The sequence below is a fragment of the Bacteroidota bacterium genome, assembly GCA_030017895.1.
Lineage (GTDB): Bacteria > Bacteroidota > Ignavibacteria > UBA10030 > BY39 > JASEGV01.
Window position 1 is genome coordinate 1 of the sequence record JASEGV010000029.1, and the last position, 16,510, is coordinate 16,510.

At 38.0% G+C, this 16,510-nt stretch carries 14 protein-coding genes; all 14 read left to right on the top strand.

Annotation, left to right across the window (positions count from 1 at the left end):
• Positions 1-292 precede the first annotated feature (292 nt).
• Positions 293-3,169 carry an excinuclease ABC subunit UvrA gene (gene uvrA / locus QME58_07145; GenBank protein ID MDI6803607.1) on the top strand — a complete coding sequence of 959 codons (2,877 nt, stop codon included), beginning with the start codon at positions 293-295 and terminating at the stop codon, positions 3,167-3,169.
• Positions 3,170-3,342: 173 nt separating this feature from the next.
• The gene (locus QME58_07150) at positions 3,343-4,116 is read left to right on the top strand and encodes a sulfite exporter TauE/SafE family protein (GenBank protein MDI6803608.1); all 774 of its coding nucleotides are present in this window, start codon (positions 3,343-3,345) and stop codon (positions 4,114-4,116) included.
• A 242-nt stretch (positions 4,117-4,358) separates the two neighbouring features.
• Positions 4,359-5,819, top strand: a complete 1,461-nt coding sequence (gene trpE, locus QME58_07155; GenBank protein ID MDI6803609.1) for an anthranilate synthase component I — start codon at positions 4,359-4,361, stop codon at positions 5,817-5,819.
• Positions 5,816-6,385 carry an aminodeoxychorismate/anthranilate synthase component II gene (locus QME58_07160; protein ID MDI6803610.1) on the top strand — a complete coding sequence of 190 codons (570 nt, stop codon included), beginning with the start codon at positions 5,816-5,818 and terminating at the stop codon, positions 6,383-6,385. Before trpE ends, QME58_07160 begins: the two co-directional genes overlap by 4 nt.
• 1 nt (position 6,386) lies before the next feature.
• A complete protein-coding gene (trpD, locus tag QME58_07165) occupies positions 6,387-7,400 on the top strand; it encodes an anthranilate phosphoribosyltransferase (protein MDI6803611.1) in 1,014 nt (337 codons plus the stop codon).
• Entirely contained in the window at positions 7,397-8,179 is a 783-nt protein-coding gene (trpC, locus tag QME58_07170) for an indole-3-glycerol phosphate synthase TrpC (protein ID MDI6803612.1), read from the top strand. Before trpD ends, trpC begins: the two co-directional genes overlap by 4 nt.
• Positions 8,176-8,808: a phosphoribosylanthranilate isomerase gene (locus tag QME58_07175; GenBank protein MDI6803613.1), complete on the top strand. Its 633-nt coding sequence runs from the start codon at positions 8,176-8,178 to the stop codon at positions 8,806-8,808. Before trpC ends, QME58_07175 begins: the two co-directional genes overlap by 4 nt.
• Positions 8,802-9,830: a 3-deoxy-7-phosphoheptulonate synthase gene (gene aroF / locus QME58_07180; protein ID MDI6803614.1), complete on the top strand. Its 1,029-nt coding sequence runs from the start codon at positions 8,802-8,804 to the stop codon at positions 9,828-9,830. The genes QME58_07175 and aroF overlap by 7 nt, the downstream gene beginning before the upstream one ends.
• 2 nt (positions 9,831-9,832) lie before the next feature.
• On the top strand, positions 9,833-11,041 hold the full coding sequence (trpB, locus tag QME58_07185; protein ID MDI6803615.1) for a tryptophan synthase subunit beta: 1,209 nt from the start codon (positions 9,833-9,835) through the stop codon (positions 11,039-11,041).
• Positions 11,038-11,868, top strand: a complete 831-nt coding sequence (gene trpA / locus QME58_07190) for a tryptophan synthase subunit alpha (protein ID MDI6803616.1) — start codon at positions 11,038-11,040, stop codon at positions 11,866-11,868. The genes trpB and trpA overlap by 4 nt, the downstream gene beginning before the upstream one ends.
• On the top strand, positions 11,840-12,151 hold the full coding sequence (locus QME58_07195; GenBank protein MDI6803617.1) for a chorismate mutase: 312 nt from the start codon (positions 11,840-11,842) through the stop codon (positions 12,149-12,151). Before trpA ends, QME58_07195 begins: the two co-directional genes overlap by 29 nt.
• Complete coding sequence (locus QME58_07200) at positions 12,148-12,855, top strand: prephenate dehydrogenase (GenBank protein ID MDI6803618.1); 708 nt, start codon at positions 12,148-12,150, stop codon at positions 12,853-12,855. The genes QME58_07195 and QME58_07200 overlap by 4 nt, the downstream gene beginning before the upstream one ends.
• Before the next feature lie 131 nt (positions 12,856-12,986).
• Positions 12,987-14,150, top strand: coding sequence for an AmmeMemoRadiSam system radical SAM enzyme (amrS, locus tag QME58_07205; protein ID MDI6803619.1), 1,164 nt, complete (start codon positions 12,987-12,989; stop codon positions 14,148-14,150).
• 2 nt (positions 14,151-14,152) lie between these two features.
• On the top strand, positions 14,153-16,471 hold the full coding sequence (locus tag QME58_07210; protein ID MDI6803620.1) for a spermine synthase: 2,319 nt from the start codon (positions 14,153-14,155) through the stop codon (positions 16,469-16,471).
• The last annotated feature ends 39 nt before the right edge of the window (positions 16,472-16,510 follow it).

Below are 16,510 nucleotides of genomic sequence, written 5' to 3' on the forward strand. Positions count from 1 at the left end.
CTTACTTGCATGCTCAAGGAGATATAAAATGACCCACTCGAGTACGCGAAGACCCAAATTAATAATAATGTAAACAACTGAAATTGCAATATGCATAATTACTCCTGTACGTATGGCTAAATTATTTTAATACTTAATTCAAATGTTAAATAATATTCTAAAATCCTTTGCTATTAACCGCACGTAAATATAATAGCAATTTTTCATTAAAGCAACTAAATTTACATTATTGCTTTTCCCCATACCTTTTAATATCTTAAAAAATAAAAACTCCCTAATTTTTACTAACATCTTGAACAACAATAAACTCATAGTCAAAGGTGCACGCGTACACAATCTGAAGAATATCGATGTGGAGATGCCGCGAGATAAACTTATCGTTATAACCGGATTATCCGGTTCCGGTAAATCGAGCTTGGCTTTTGATACAATATATGCTGAAGGTCAGCGCCGGTACATCGAGAGTCTATCGGCTTACGCCCGCCAGTTCCTTGGTGTAATGGAACGTCCCGATGTTGATAACATCGATGGGTTAAGCCCCGCAATTTCGATAGAACAAAAATCGGTTTCGCAAAATCCGCGTTCGACTGTCGGGACTGTTACCGAAATTTACGATTATCTCCGCTTACTTTTTGCGCGCGTCGGCGTTCAGCATTGCAGCCAGTGCGGGTTGAAAGTAGAGAAACAAAATATTGATGCCATCATCGACAGTGTGATGAGTTTACCTGAAAACACGCGGGTTCAAATACTGGCGCCTGTCGTGCGGGGAAGGAAAGGACATTATCGCGAATTGTTCGAAGAAATAGTCCGCGATGGCTTTCTTCGTGTTCGTATCGACGGCGAAGGGAAAGAAATTTACAAGGGTATGCAAGCTGATCGCTACAAAATTCACAACATCGAAATTGTTATTGACCGAATTGTTTTGCAAAATCAGATACGAAGTCGTGTTGCCGATTCTATCGAGACCGCATTAAATTTTGGTTCCGGTGTTGTAATTGTAAATACAGAAAACGGTGATTCGCTTTACAGCATTCACTTCGCTTGCAGCTTATGTGGTATCAGCTACGAAGACCCGGCGCCGAATTCATTCTCCTTCAATTCTCCTTATGGGTATTGCCCCACCTGTTCAGGACTCGGCGAAAACCGTAAGTTGGACGTTAATCTTATTATTCCCGACGAATCTAAAACTATAAACGATGAAGGCATAGCAGCGCTCGGCAAACCAAGGCAAACCTGGTTATGGAGTCAGATACGTTCGGTGGCTAAGAAAAATAAGTATAATTTCGATACACCGATAAACGAAATTCCTAAAAAGTTCATAAACATTTTACTCAACGGTGCCGGGGATGAAAAATTCGAAGTAGAATACACATATAATAGTGGTAGAAAAGTTGTTTATAAACATCGCTATAACGGAATTTTGCATTCGCTTCAGCATTATTATGACGAAACATCATCGAACCATATCCGCCAATGGGTCGAGGCATATATGTCGGTTAATCCGTGCGGCGATTGTAATGGCGGGCGACTCCGCAAAGAAAGTCTTGCTGTTAAAATCACCGACCTAAAAACGAACAGGTTAGTGAACATCGCGGATGTTGTTCGTCTCTCAATAAAAGATGCAAAAATATTTTTCCAAAATCTAAAACTTTCGGAAAGGCAAAGTATAATTGCCAATCAGATTTCAGGCGAAATAAATAAGCGGCTTGAATTTTTGTTAAATGTTGGATTAGATTATTTAACACTCGATCGACCGGCACGCACACTTTCAGGCGGCGAGGGGCAGCGCATCCGGCTTGCTACACAAATCGGTTCACAGTTAGTGGGCGTGCTCTACGTTCTTGATGAACCGAGTATCGGTTTACATCAACGCGATAATATAAAACTGATCAATTCGCTTAAAAAACTTCGCGATTTGGGAAATACTATAATTGTTGTCGAGCACGATAAAGAAATGATTCAAAGTGCCGACTTCGTTGTAGATTTAGGACCGGGCGCCGGTGAACACGGCGGTTACCTGGTAACATCGGGAAAACCAAAACAACTGAAATTACGGAATGATGAACTAATAATTTCAGGAAACGGTATTGAACCGATATCATACACAGCCCACTATCTTGCCAATGAACGTAAAATCGATATTCCAAAAATCCGCAGAGAAGGAAACGGACTGTTTATTACTTTGCGTGGATGTAGTGGAAACAATTTGAAAAATATCGATGCAAAAATTCCGCTTGGAAAACTTATTTGTGTAACCGGAGTTAGTGGTTCGGGTAAATCCACTTTGATAATCGAAACGCTCTATCGCATTCTTTCCAGAAAATTTTATCGCTCAAACGATGTCCCTCTTAAGTATAAAAAAATCGAAGGTTTACAAAATATTGATAAAGTTATTGATATAGACCAGAATCCGATTGGACGCACACCACGTTCGAATCCTGCAACTTATACAGGGTTGTTCACGCTCATCCGCGATTTATTTACGCAACTGCCTGAAGCAAAAATTCGCGGTTACAAGGCGGGAAGATTTAGCTTCAACGTGAAGGGGGGCAGATGTGAAGAGTGCGAGGGCGACGGCGTGCGTAAAATTGAAATGAATTTCTTACCCGGTGTTTATGTTCAATGCGAGGTTTGCAAAGGAAAGCGGTATAGTAAAGAAACTCTCGAAGTTTTATACAAAGGGAAATCGATTGCCGATATTTTAAATATGACTGTTGAGGAAGCTCTTAGTTTCTTCAGTGAAATCCCCAAAATAGTTCGCAAGCTTCAAACCCTTTTTGATGTAGGAATGAGCTACATCAGGCTTGGTCAGCAGGCGACAACACTTTCGGGGGGCGAGGCGCAACGGGTTAAATTATCAACTGAACTTTCAAAAATCGGAACGGGTAATACACTTTACATATTGGACGAACCGACAACGGGACTTCATTTCGAAGATATCAGGATGTTGCTTTCGGTCTTGAATAAATTGGTTGAAAAAGGAAATACCGTTGTTATTATCGAACATAATATGGATGTAATAAAATGTGCCGATTGGATAATGGATTTAGGACCGGGCGGCGGTGATGAAGGGGGTGAAATAGTAGCACAAGGAAGCCCAGAAGAAATTGTAAAAATTAAAAGAAGTTACACAGGGATGTATCTCAAAGATGAGTTGTTTGGAATTTGAGAATTTATAAAATATATTTATCTGGTATCATTACTTTTTTTATGAAAAACATCTGATTATTTGTCCGTACAAATGTTTGTTTCGGTCTCGAATCGGTCTATCTTTTAAACCACGACTTACCCGTCCGCCCGTTTGGCAGGATTCGTGGATTCAAATTAATTCAAATTAACATTATGGAATATATTATCATTTCATTAGCTGCATTTTTAACTTCAGGTTTAACTTTATTCTCCGGATTCGGTCTCGGCACTTTACTGATGCCTGTGTTTGCAATATTTTTTCCAATCCATATTGCTGTAGGTATGACGGCGCTTGTTCACTTTGCGAATAATATTTTCAAACTCGCCCTCGTCGGGAGGGAAGCCGATATATCTACAGTTATACGTTTTGGATTGCCTGCTATTCTCGCCGCCTTTGTAGGTGCGTTCCTTCTCCAATGGCTGTCCGATTTACAGCCGCTATTTGGTTATTCGCTTTTTGGAAATAATTTCCAAATAATGCCGGTCAAACTTATTATCGCAATCTTGATGTTATGTTTTGCATTGTTCGAACTGTTGCCGCACTTCGAAAAATTATCTTTCCCCAAAAAATATTTGCCAATCGGTGGTGTGTTGAGTGGCTTCTTCGGCGGACTTTCAGGTCATCAAGGTGCCCTTCGGAGTGCATTTCTCATAAAAACCGGTATGTCAAAAGAAAGCTTCATCGGAACAGGTGTCGTGATCGCCTGCCTGATTGATGCAACCCGCCTCTCAGTTTATTCGGGTCATTTTGCTGTCGCAGGTATCGCAGATAACTCGATTTTACTCGCTTGTGCCACTTTGGCAGCGTTTTTAGGCGCCTTTATAGGTAATCGACTGATAAAAAAAATCACTTTATCCATAGTTAAAATTATTGTAGCGATTATGCTTTTTGTAATTGCACTCGGATTAGGAACAGGATTAATTTAGAAAACTTGACACATACAAATTATTTTTGTATAATGTAAAAGAATTTTTACTATGCAAAAAATAAACACCATATATTATACTTATTACCGTCAGGCATTTTACTACCCTTATTGGTGGTGCGTATCATTTCGTAAATGGTGTTGATAGATTAATTGCAGAATAATTTTAATAAATTATTAAACAATAGAAAGCCCGTCTTGAAACACCAAGATGGGCTTTTTAGTTTTTAAAAGGCAACAAATATGAAATTTGATGAATTTAAATCGCTTGCACACACACATAAAATTGTTACAATCACTGAAACGATGTTAGCCGATATGTTAACTCCTGTTTCAGCTTATATGCGATTACGACGGAATGCGGAAACGTCATTCTTATTCGAAAGCGTTGAAGGTGATGAAAAGATTGCCCGCTATTCATTTCTTGGACGCAGCCCGACTTTTACAATCCGTAATAAAAATTTTGAAACCCGGATATCAAATCATAACAACGAAAGAATATTGTACGATAATTATTTTGATATCTTAACGAACTTGATTGCGCAATATAACATCAGCCGAACCCCAAACACTTCCCGTTTTGCAGGCGGGTTTGTCGGCTATTTCGGTTACGATATTATCAGGAATATCGAGAAGGTTCCAAACAAAAATCCAAACGATATCACCGCTGACGAAACAATCTTAGGCTTTTTCCCAACCGTCCTGATTTTCGATCATCTCAAACATCAAATAATTTTTCTATCGAATATATTCATTGATGATAATCTTTCCCTTGAGTTACAATATGATACAGCTATGAACGAAATCGCAATGTTAAAAAATGATTTAATACAGAGTGAATTCAGATTGGGAAATTTTTCCGCAAACATATCCGATTTAAAATCCAATACTACGCAGACAGAATTTGAAGCAAATGTTTTAAGAGCAAAATCTTACATTGGTGCGGGGGATATTTTTCAGGTTGTCTTATCTCAACGTTTTGAAATTCCTTACAGCGGTGATGATTTTAATGTTTATCGTGCATTAAGAGTTGTGAACCCTTCGCCGTATCTTTACTATTTGGATTTTGGAGATTGTAGAGTAATTGGTTCATCGCCGGAAATTCTTGTCAGAAAAGAAAATGATTACGCCGAAGTTTATCCGATAGCCGGCACCCGGAAGCGTGGCACCAACGAACAAGAAGATAAGCAACTTGAAAACGATCTCTTGAAAGATGAAAAAGAATTAGCTGAACACATTATGCTCGTAGATTTAGGAAGGAACGATTTAGGCAGAATCTGCAAACCGGGAACTGTAAAAGTTGATGAGTTGATGAAGATCGTTCGATACTCTCATGTTATGCACATCGCCTCGCGGGTTTCAGGTATTATCGAAGAGAATAAAACAGCGATTGATGTTTTGAAAGCAGCTTTTCCGGCAGGAACAGTTTCGGGTGCGCCTAAAATCCGGGCAATGGAAATTATCGATGAATTGGAAAACGTTCAGCGTGGAATTTATGCTGGCGGCATCGGTTACATCGACCTTTCCGGAAATTTAGATACTTGCATTGCTATCCGGACAATCTTTGCAAAAAATGGCGTCCTGTATTTTCAAAGCGGTGCCGGCATTGTCGCTGATTCAATTCCGGTAAATGAATATCAAGAAACACTTCACAAATCAGAAGCAATTGTTGAAGCAATTAAATTAGCGAAAGGATTAAAATGATACTCGTGATAGATAACTACGATTCTTTTACTTACAACCTTGTTCAGCTTGTAGCGGCAGTTAATGACGATTTCCGTGTTGTTCGCAACGATAAAATTACACTTGACGAAATCAAACAATTAATGCCAACGCATATTCTTATTTCTCCGGGACCAGGCAGACCGGAAAATGCAGGAATTTGTATTGATGTTATCAAACAATTCGCCGCCGATATTCCGATATTCGGCGTTTGTCTTGGGCATCAGGCAATAGGATACGCTTTCGGTTGCAAGATTGTTCGAGCACCTGTTTTGATGCACGGCAAAACTTCGATGATTTATCACGATGCAAAGTCCATCTTCCAAAATATTGAAAATCCATTTGAAGCAACACGGTATCATTCGCTCGTAATCGAACGTGAATCCATCACGCCAGACTTGGTTATAACCTCTGAAACAAAAGACGGTATTATTATGGGTGTGCGACACAATAAATATCCAATCGAAGGAATTCAATTCCATCCCGAATCAATATTAACAAAAGTTGGTGATAAATTAATTAACAACTGGCTGCTTATAAATAAATAATATGAAAGAAATACTTAAAAAAATTTTAGAGGGAAATGATTTAGATTTCAACGATGCCTCCGACGTAATGAATTCCATTATGGCAGGTTCTGTTACTGATTCTCAAATCGGTGCTTTTCTCGCCGCAGAAAAAATAAAAGGCGAGACAGTTGAGGAGCTAACAGCTTTTGCGAAAGTTATGCGTGAAAAATCAGTAAAAATAAATTTGGCGGATAAAAATGCAATTGATATGTGCGGAACTGGGGGCGACGGACGAGGAACATTTAATATTTCGACAGTAGCTTCATTTGTTGCTGCCGGAGCCGGCGTTACAGTTGCCAAGCACGGAAATAAATCTGTTTCGAGTAGTTGCGGCAGCGCCGATTTATTGAAAGAACTTGGCGTAGATATTTCGATTGAACCTTTCAAAGTCGAAAAATGTATTAACGAAATCGGTATTGGTTTTATGTTCGCTCCAATTTTTCACCCTGCGATGAAGTTGGTCAGTAAACTACGATCCGAATTAGGAGTTAAAACTTTTTTTAACATTATGGGTCCGCTAACTAATCCCGCAGAAGTTAATTACCAAATGATAGGTGCATACAATCTCGACGTTGCCAAAAAAATAATAGAAATATTGAAGCGGTTATGCACGAAGAAATCTGCCGCCTTACATTCTTCTGATGGATTAGATGAAATATCCTTGAGCGGAAAGACATGCATTTTTGAAATTGCTGAAAACGAAGACTTAAAATCGTTTGAAATTCACCCGAAAGATTTTGGACTTGAACTTTGCGATATATCCGATTTAACAGGTGGAACGCCGGAACAGAATGCAAGTATCTGTCTTGAAGTTTTGAACAATAAAAAAAATCCGAAACGCGATATAGTTTTACTAAATGCCGCTTATGCGATTTACATAAGTGGAAAAGCCGAAACGCCGCGCGATGGATTTCAAAAAGCTGTTGATTCACTCGAAAACGGGCGTGCTTGGCAAAAATTAAATCAATTAATCGAGTTCACAAAAAGTATATGAATGTTTTAGAAAATATTATCTCCACAAAAATTGAAGAAGTAAAGAAAAAAAAGAAAGCTATTCCCATTGCTTCTCTCGAAGCGATGGAATATTTCAAACGAAATACTTTTTCTCTTTCGGCAGCTTTAAAATATAAAAACGGAATCGGGATAATTGCTGAAATAAAAAGGAGGTCACCTTCAGCGGGTATTCTTCGAAAAGAAGTAGATATTAAAAATATGGCAGTTTCGTATCAACAAAACGGGGCTGCGGCAATTTCAGTTTTAACCGAAGAATATTATTTTAACGGTTCGTTAAATGACCTGAAAGATGTCCGTTCTGTCGTGGATATACCAATTTTACGAAAAGATTTTATTGTAGATGAGTATGAAATCTATGAAGCCAAAGCATTTGGCGCTGATGCTGTTTTACTAATCGCAGATTTGCTTTCGAAAGAACAATTATACCAACTCTTTTGTGCTTCGAAAAGTTTGGGCTTGGAATGTTTAGTTGAAATTCACTCAACCGAATCAGTCGATAAACTCGATTTTAGTTTGATGAAACTTATTGGAATTAATAATCGAGACCTGATTACTTTCAGTTGCAACCTCGATACTTTTCAAAAAATAGCTAAATTATTGCCGGAAGATACAGTATTGGTCAGCGAAAGCGGAATTAAAAATGTAGATGACTTAATAAAATTACAAAACGATGGCGCCAAGGGGGCGCTCATTGGTGAGTATTTTATGACTTCCGAAAATCCCGGCTCAGCACTATCAGAATTTATTTCATCAATATGAAGTGTCTCGTAAAAATATGTGGTATCACAAATTTAAAGGATGCTGTAGCATCCATCGAATCGGGTGCAGATGCGATTGGATTTATTTTTTACAAAAAAAGTAAACGCTGCGTATCACCTTCAATCGTCGCAGATATTATTAAAAATATTCCTTCCAATATTTTTAAGGTCGGTGTTTTTGTGAATGAGTCGGCATCGAACATCAATACAATTGTTGAACAGACAGGTATCAATATTGCCCAACTTCACGGCGACGAAGAACCGAAAGATTGTTCTCAATATAAATTATGTGTTTGGAAAGGTGTTCGCCTGAAAGACGAAACCGAAATTGAACAATTAAATTTATTCACTCAGTTTTCGGTTTGTGCGTTCGTGTTTGATGCACATTTCAACGGAGAGTATGGTGGAACTGGTGTTTTAAGTGATTGGAATTTAGCAAAACTTGCTGCCAGTAAATATCGAATTATACTTTCAGGCGGGTTGAAACCTGATAACATTCAAGCGGCAATCAATGCTGTTCGACCATACGGAGTAGATATTAATAGCGGAGTTGAAACTTCGCCCGGTAAAAAAAATTTGTTTAAAATAAAAACTTTTATAAATGCAGTCAGGAGTATCGAATTATGTTAGTAGTAATGAAAATTGATGCATCAAAATTTGAAATAGATGCAGTAAAAACAAAGATTGCATCGCTCGGATATTCGGCTCACGAAATTCCGGGGGCTGAACGTGTTGCAATAGGTATCACCGGTAACAAGGGAAAACTCGACAAAAATCTTTTTATGGTAATGCCGGGAGTTATTGATGCAATTTCGGTTTCCAAACCATACAAACTTGTAAGCCGAGAAGTAAAACCTGATAATACTGAAATCCGTTTGGGCGATGAAATTATTGGCGGGAAAGAATTATCAATAATTGCGGGACCTTGCTCGGTTGAAAGCCGTGAACAGATTTTAGAAATGGCTGAAATGCTGTCGTCGGTTGGTATAAAGTTTTTACGCGGCGGCGCCTACAAACCACGAACTTCACCTTATGCGTTTCAAGGATTAAAAGAAGAAGCATTAACTTTCTTGAGTGAAGTCCGCCGGAAAACAGGAATGAAAATAGTAACGGAAGTAAAAGATGTTGCAACGCTTCCTTATGTAGCCGAGGTAGCCGATGTTCTTCAAATTGGTGCGCGCAATATGCAAAATTTTTCTTTGTTAGAAGCTGTTGGCCGTCTAAAACATCCGGTTCTTTTGAAGCGGGGGATTTCTTCAACCATCGAAGAATTTCTGATGGCAGCCGAATATATTGTTAATCAAGGAAATTATAATGTGATTTTGTGTGAAAGAGGAATCAGAACGTTTGAAACAGCAACACGTTTTACACTCGACTTAAATGCAGTCCCGGTTGTAAAACATCTTTCGCACCTTCCAATCATAGTCGATCCGAGCCACGGTATCGGTTTGTGGGACGGAGTTTCTTCGATGTCGATGGCGAGTATTGCAGCAGGCGCCGACGGCTTGATAATTGAAGTTCATAAAAATCCGGAGGCTGCACTGTCCGACGGTTATCAATCGCTCAAACCTGAAAAATTCAAAGTGTTAATAAATAAACTAAAACAAATTGCCGAAGTAATGGACCGGTCACTATCATTAACAAAAAATTAGTTATGACGAATACAGAATATAATTACCCAGACAACCGCGGATACTTTGGTGAATTTGGCGGCAAATTTGTGCCCGAGACTTTGATTTACGCACTCGAAGAATTGGAAACCAAATATCTTGAATTAAAAAATGATCCGGCATTTCAAAAAAAGTTTTATCAATTATTAAAGCATTTTGCAGGCAGACCTACTCCCCTTTATTTTGCAGAACGCCTGACTGAAAAATATCAAGGTGCAAAAGTATATTTGAAACGTGAAGATTTGTGTCATACGGGGGCACATAAAATAAATAACGCAATCGGGCAAATCTTACTCGCAAAACAATTAGGAAAAAACCGGATCATTGCTGAAACAGGCGCAGGTCAGCACGGAGTAGCTACAGCGACAGTTGCGGCAAAATTGGGTTTAGAATGTATTGTGTATATGGGCGCCGAAGATATTGTTCGTCAGAAAACCAATGTGGGGCGGATGAAATTGTTAGGTGCTGAAGTTCGCTCGGTGGAATCCGGTTCAAAAACTTTGAAGGATGCAGCAAACGAAGCAATCCGCGATTGGGTTACAAATATTCGCAGCACACATTATATTATCGGTTCAGTAATCGGTCCGCATCCGTATCCGATGCTTGTGCGAGATTTTCAAACTGTAATTGGCAGCGAAGCGAAATCTCAAATTCTTGAAATCGAAAACCGTCTTCCTGATTATTTGCTTGCAAGTGTCGGCGGCGGCAGCAACTCAATCGGTTTGTTCCATAATTTTTTGGATGACGGAGTGAAAATGATTGGAGTGGAAGCGGGTGGGTTGGGTATTACAACCAATCAACACGCGGCAACTTTAACATTGGGTAAACCCGGAGTTCTCCACGGCAATTTAAGTTACCTCTTACAGGATGAAAATGGACAGATACTTCCTGCTCATTCCGTCTCCGCCGGACTCGATTATCCCGGTGTAGGTCCCGAACACAGCTTTTTAAAAGATATGGGGAGAGTTCAATATGTTTCAGTAACAGATAATGAAGCACTTGAAGCTGCAATCGAACTGACTCAAACCGAAGGTATCATCCCGGCTCTCGAATCGGCGCACGCTCTGGCTTATTTAAAAACACTGCTGCCTGATACATCGAAAGATGTGATCGTAATTTTGAATTTGTCGGGCAGAGGTGATAAAGATATGGATACGATATTAAAATATTTTGAAGACCGGAGGACTCGATGAATCGACTCCCTCAGAAAATGTCTGAACTCATTAAAAATAAAAGAAAAGCGTTAGCAATGTTCGTTACGGCGGGATATCCAACTATAGACTTAACGCCACAAATAGTTTTCGAACTTGAAAAAGCTGGAGCCGATATCATCGAATTGGGAATTCCCTTTTCCGACCCGATAGCCGATGGTCCGGTAATTCAAATTGCCTCTCAAGTCGCTTTAAATAATGGAGTTACGATAACCAAAATTTGTGAAATTGTTCGCGATATCCGTTTATTCAGTAATATTCCGATTGTTCTTATGGGTTATTACAATCCGATTTACTGTTATGGAGTTGAAAAATTTCTCGACGCTGCTGCCAATGCGGGGGTGGATGGATTAGTTGTAGCAGATTTGCCTTTAGAAGAAGCTGATAATTTTCGTAGATCGGCGTCTGCAAAAAACATATCACATATATTTTTAGCAGCACCTACAACATCCGACATAAGATTAGTTGAGTTGGATAACGCAACTTCAGGATTTCTTTATTGTGTTTCGACTACAGGAACTACAGGGATTAGAAATAATGTAACGGCAGAAGCTGTCGAATATTTATTGAGATGCAAACAATTTGTAAAGAATAATCCCATACTTGTTGGTTTCGGAATATCATCGGGTGCAGATGTAAGAAATATTTCGAGATACGCCGACGGTGTTATTGTGGGAAGCTCTTTAATTGAAATTATTAAAAATAATTACGGCGATGGGCAAAATAATATTATGCTTGAGGAAGTTCGTAATTTCGTTATTAAGTTAAGAATAAGTTTAAATGATGGTGCAAACAATGAAGCCGGATAAGAAGAAAACAACAGCTATCAACCAACTGAAATCTATGCGAAAACTTATCGATCGTATAGATAGTCAACTTGTAAACTTAATCGCCGTACGTCAGCACTTAGCTGAAGAAATTGGAAAAATTAAAAAACAAAATAATCTTACGATTACAAATCCGGAGCGAGAACAGCTGATACTTGAGAGGACATCGTCAATCGCTCGTAAAAAAAAGTTAGATAATAAATTTGTAAAAAAGGTTTTTCAATTAATTTTAAAACAATCACGAATAATTCAGAGAAAAGCATGACAATAGGAATAATTGGTTTAGGCAGGTTTGGCAAATTAACTGCAGAGTATTTGTCTGAATACTTTAATGTCGTAACATACGATATTAAAAAAGTTCCGTTACCTAAAAATTTAACCCGAGTTAGTTTAAAGGAAGCCGCATCTCAGCTCGTGGTTGTATTAGCGGTTCCGATTCGCCAAATGGAATCAACGCTGCAACGAATCGCGTCTTATATAAACGAGGGTGCATTGGTTTGCGATGTCAGTTCAGTAAAGGAAAAACCTGTTGAATGGATGAAAAAGTATTTGCCAAAAACTACTATGATATTAGGGACACATCCTATGTTCGGACCGGATACTGTTTTAAATGGTTTGAAAGGAAACAGTATAGTTTTGTCTCCTGTTCGCATCAAATCGAAAATTTTTGGGCACATCAAAAGAGAATTAAGAAAATTAGGACTTATAATTTATGAGATGTTGCCGACTCAGCATGATAGACTTATGGCGGAAACACAAGCTCTAATTCATTTTATTTCAAGGGGTTATCAGTGGAGGAAAACTCAGCGACCAGCCACAAGAAGCTACATTCAGGTATCGGAAATATTCGACTATTTACTAAACGATTCAAAAGAATTATTTGAGGATATTAATAAATTCAATAGGTATGCTCGTCCGGTTCGACAGAAATTTATTAACAGTCTTTCACTGTTCGATAAAAAATTCTGAAAGCTACTACATATTCAGGAGAGATTAATCGCTAATCGTCATTCAATAAGTTGATATCTTCAACTGTGTTTGCTGTTTGAAATTGTGATTAAAATTTCTTAAAATAAACATAGAATTGTGCAAGGTTTCAGATGGACCGAAGAAAATTTATATGGCTCTGTTTTGGAACAGGAACCGCATGTACGTCAGTGTGGTTATTGGATAAGTTTTTTTTAGAAAACAGCATCGAAAATATTTTAAATGAGATGCCTGCTGAAAACTCCAATTTATCAAGTGTTGCTGTAGAAAAGTTAAAGGAAGCGATGTTTTATGATAAATTAGAAAACAAACGAATCAAATGCACAACTTGTTTTCGAAAATGTGTAGTATCAAATGGAGGTAAAGGCTTCTGCCGTGTTCGCCTTAACAAAGATGGTCGCTACTATTCAGCCGTTTATGCACAACCTTCGGCTGTTCACATTGATCCTGTCGAGAAAGAACCGCAGCATCATTTTCTTCCCGGAACAGAAATCTTATGCTTGGGCACAACTGGTTGTAACTTCACTTGCCGGCATTGCCACAACTGGCATTTGTCGCAAGCAAATCCCGGCGATTTACAGACTTATGATTTACCTCCCGACAAAGTTGTGGAACTTGCAATAAAGAAGAAAATTCCTACGATATCTTTTACATACAACGAACCAACCGTTTTCTACGAGTATGTGTACGACATCGCTAATTTAGGAAAATCAAAAGGTGTGCGGATTCTCTGGCATTCAAACGGCGGTATGGAAGCCAATGCTTTAAAAACTTTGCTGAAATATACAGATGGAGTTACAATCGACTTAAAAGGATTTACCAAAAAAGCATACGACAACTCTTCGGCAAAGTTAGAACCCGTACTAGAAACAATCAAAACAATAAAACAAGAAGGGGTGTGGCTCGAAATTGTGAACCTTGTTATTCCAACAATTAATGATGAGCCGGAAAACATCAGGCGCATGTGCGAATGGATAAAAGAAAATGTCGGAGTTGAAACTCCTCTTCACTTTTCACGCTTCTTCCCGAATTATAAACTTACAAACGTTGCAGCAACACCAATAAGCAAACTTGAAACTGCCTACAAGATTGCGCGTGATGTTGGCATCCACTACATAACGATTGGTAATGTTCCCGGTCACGAAAATAATTCTACTTTTTGTCCAGGCTGTAACAAACGGATAATCCATCGAAAACATTTTCAAGTTCTTAACAACGGTATCGAAGAAGGTAAGTGTAAGTTTTGCCAGCATAAAATTCCGGGAGTCTGGAGTTAATTTTGATATCGCTGATTATAGCCATAATAGTTATGGGTTTCAGCGGTATAGTGGCGCAAATATTAATTCTGCGGGAATTGCTCGTGACTTTCAAAGGCAACGAATTATCAATAGGGATGATACTCGCTAACGGATTGATTACCGAGGCGTTCGGTTCCTATTTCATCGGCAAGCAAATTGAAAAAATCAAAAACAAAACTACTGCATTTGTATTGTTTACAATTCTATTCTCAATTTTTTTTATTGTTACTATTTGGTTGATAAGAATCTGGAAAAATCTAATCGGATTTCAATTCGGCGAGGGATTCGGACTGTTCGAAATATTTTACACCTCATTTATTATCATACTACCTGTTAATATTGTTCATGGAGCTTTGTTCACATTCGGATGCAGATTGTTTCCGGTTTATCTTAAATCAGAGCAGCCATTATCCATCGCCGATAATAATGGGGCACTACAAATCGGAAAAGTATATATTTACGAAACTATCGGAACTGGTATCGGCGGAATTATTTTTACTTACTTACTCGTTACGCAATTCAATTCGGTTCAAATAAGTTTGATAATTGGATTGATAAACGGTGTTGTTTGTCTTTATCTAATCTTCCCTGTTTTAAGAAAGCTAAAAAATTTTCAAAATGTTTTTCTCTTTGGGCTATCAGTAGTTCTTACGTTATTTTTTTTGATTGCTGGTTTCAGTCGAATTGGTAACGACTTGCATTTGCAATTTGTTCGCAGCCAATGGTATCCGCAAACTGTAACTTATTATCAGAATTCGATTTACGGGAATGTAGTCGTAACGCAAAACGCCGAACAGTTCACCTTTTTCTCTGATGGAATTCCGATAATCACAGTTCCAACTCCCGATATTGTGCATACCGAAGAGTTTGCTCACATTCCGATGTTGTTCCATCACAACCCAAAAGATGTTTTAATAATCAGCGGAGGTGCAGGAGGAATAATTAATGAAATCTTGAAACATAAAACGGTGAACAAAATTGATTATGCAGAAATCGATCCACTTTTACTGAAAGCTGTCCGAAAATTTCCAACCCCTTTAACCGAATCCGAAATGAACCATCCAAAAGTCAGTATCGAATTTTTAGACGGACGGCTATTCCTAAAACAAACTTTGAAAAAATATGATATGATATTTGTTGGATTTTCGGAGCCTTCCGATCTACAAGTTAACCGGCTTTTTACTAAAGAGTTTTTCAATGAAGTTTCTACCAAGTTAAATGAATACGGAATATTAATGATCACCTTGCCCGGTTCGCTTGTTTATGTTGGAAATGAATTGAAGAATCTTAATAAATGTATTTATAACACTCTTGCTGAAATATTTCTAAGCACAAAAATAATTCCTGGTGATGCTATTACTATCTATTTAGCTACGAATGACGAAAATATTTTATTAACTCCAACAGAACAAATTGTTGAACGTCTGCAAACGCTAAATTTAAGTTTAATAACATCCGATTATATCGAATATAAACTTCACGAGCGTTGGATTGATTGGTTTTCGAATTCGATAGCGGATGGGACGAAAAACATAAACCAAGATTTTAAGCCATTAGCTGTATTTTACAGTTTAGCTTATTGGAATATCCAATTTGCACCGTATTTAAAAAAAATGTTCGACCTTTTTGAAAAACTTGATTTTCGTCTTTTTGTAGTAATCATTCTTGTTGTAACCTTGTTGTTTATGATTCTCAGGTTGAAAATCAAAACGTTAAATGCAGCAAGTATCCCGATTGTAATACTAACTTCAGGATTCGCTGGTATGATTTTCGATCTCGCTTTGATTTTTAGTTTCCAAACTCTGTATGGTTATGTCTATTATTGGATTGGCTTGCTTGTTACAGCGTTTATGGCAGGTAGTGCTGTTGGAGCTATGATAATGAATAAAAATCTGAATCGCAATACAAATGATATTGTAACATTTGTAAAACTTGAGGCGACAATTGTTATTTTTGCTGCTATTTTTCCTTTCGTGTTCATTCTATTTCATTCTTATATTCAGTACGAGTTTGTTTCAGGAGTTTTGCATTTAGTCTTTTTGGTTTTATCGTTTGTTTCGGGAATGCTGGTTGGGGCGCAATTTCCGTTGGCAAACAAAATATGTTTGGATAAGAAAATAAAGAGTGATTCAATTGGAAAGACTGCCGGACTATTATACAGTGCCGATTTGGTCGGTGGTTGGTTCGGTGGAATTTTGGGGGGAGTTGTTCTATTGCCGCTATTGGGGTTGGTTGAAACTTTTTTAATTTTGGTGATATTGAAAATTTGTAGTTTGATGATAATTGCAACTTCAAAATAATTTTTCGCATATTCTATTGATTTTACTTATATTTAATCA

Coding starts and splice junctions, on each gene's coding strand:
- QME58_07150 (MDI6803608.1), top strand. CDS start 3,343: ATGGAATATATTATCATTTCATTAGCTGCATTTTTAACTTCAGGTTTA.
- trpE (MDI6803609.1), top strand. CDS start 4,359: ATGAAATTTGATGAATTTAAATCGCTTGCACACACACATAAAATTGTT.
- QME58_07160 (MDI6803610.1), top strand. CDS start 5,816: ATGATACTCGTGATAGATAACTACGATTCTTTTACTTACAACCTTGTT.
- trpD (MDI6803611.1), top strand. CDS start 6,387: ATGAAAGAAATACTTAAAAAAATTTTAGAGGGAAATGATTTAGATTTC.
- trpC (MDI6803612.1), top strand. CDS start 7,397: ATGAATGTTTTAGAAAATATTATCTCCACAAAAATTGAAGAAGTAAAG.
- QME58_07175 (MDI6803613.1), top strand. CDS start 8,176: ATGAAGTGTCTCGTAAAAATATGTGGTATCACAAATTTAAAGGATGCT.
- aroF (MDI6803614.1), top strand. CDS start 8,802: ATGTTAGTAGTAATGAAAATTGATGCATCAAAATTTGAAATAGATGCA.
- trpB (MDI6803615.1), top strand. CDS start 9,833: ATGACGAATACAGAATATAATTACCCAGACAACCGCGGATACTTTGGT.
- trpA (MDI6803616.1), top strand. CDS start 11,038: ATGAATCGACTCCCTCAGAAAATGTCTGAACTCATTAAAAATAAAAGA.
- QME58_07195 (MDI6803617.1), top strand. CDS start 11,840: ATGATGGTGCAAACAATGAAGCCGGATAAGAAGAAAACAACAGCTATC.
- QME58_07200 (MDI6803618.1), top strand. CDS start 12,148: ATGACAATAGGAATAATTGGTTTAGGCAGGTTTGGCAAATTAACTGCA.
- amrS (MDI6803619.1), top strand. CDS start 12,987: ATGGACCGAAGAAAATTTATATGGCTCTGTTTTGGAACAGGAACCGCA.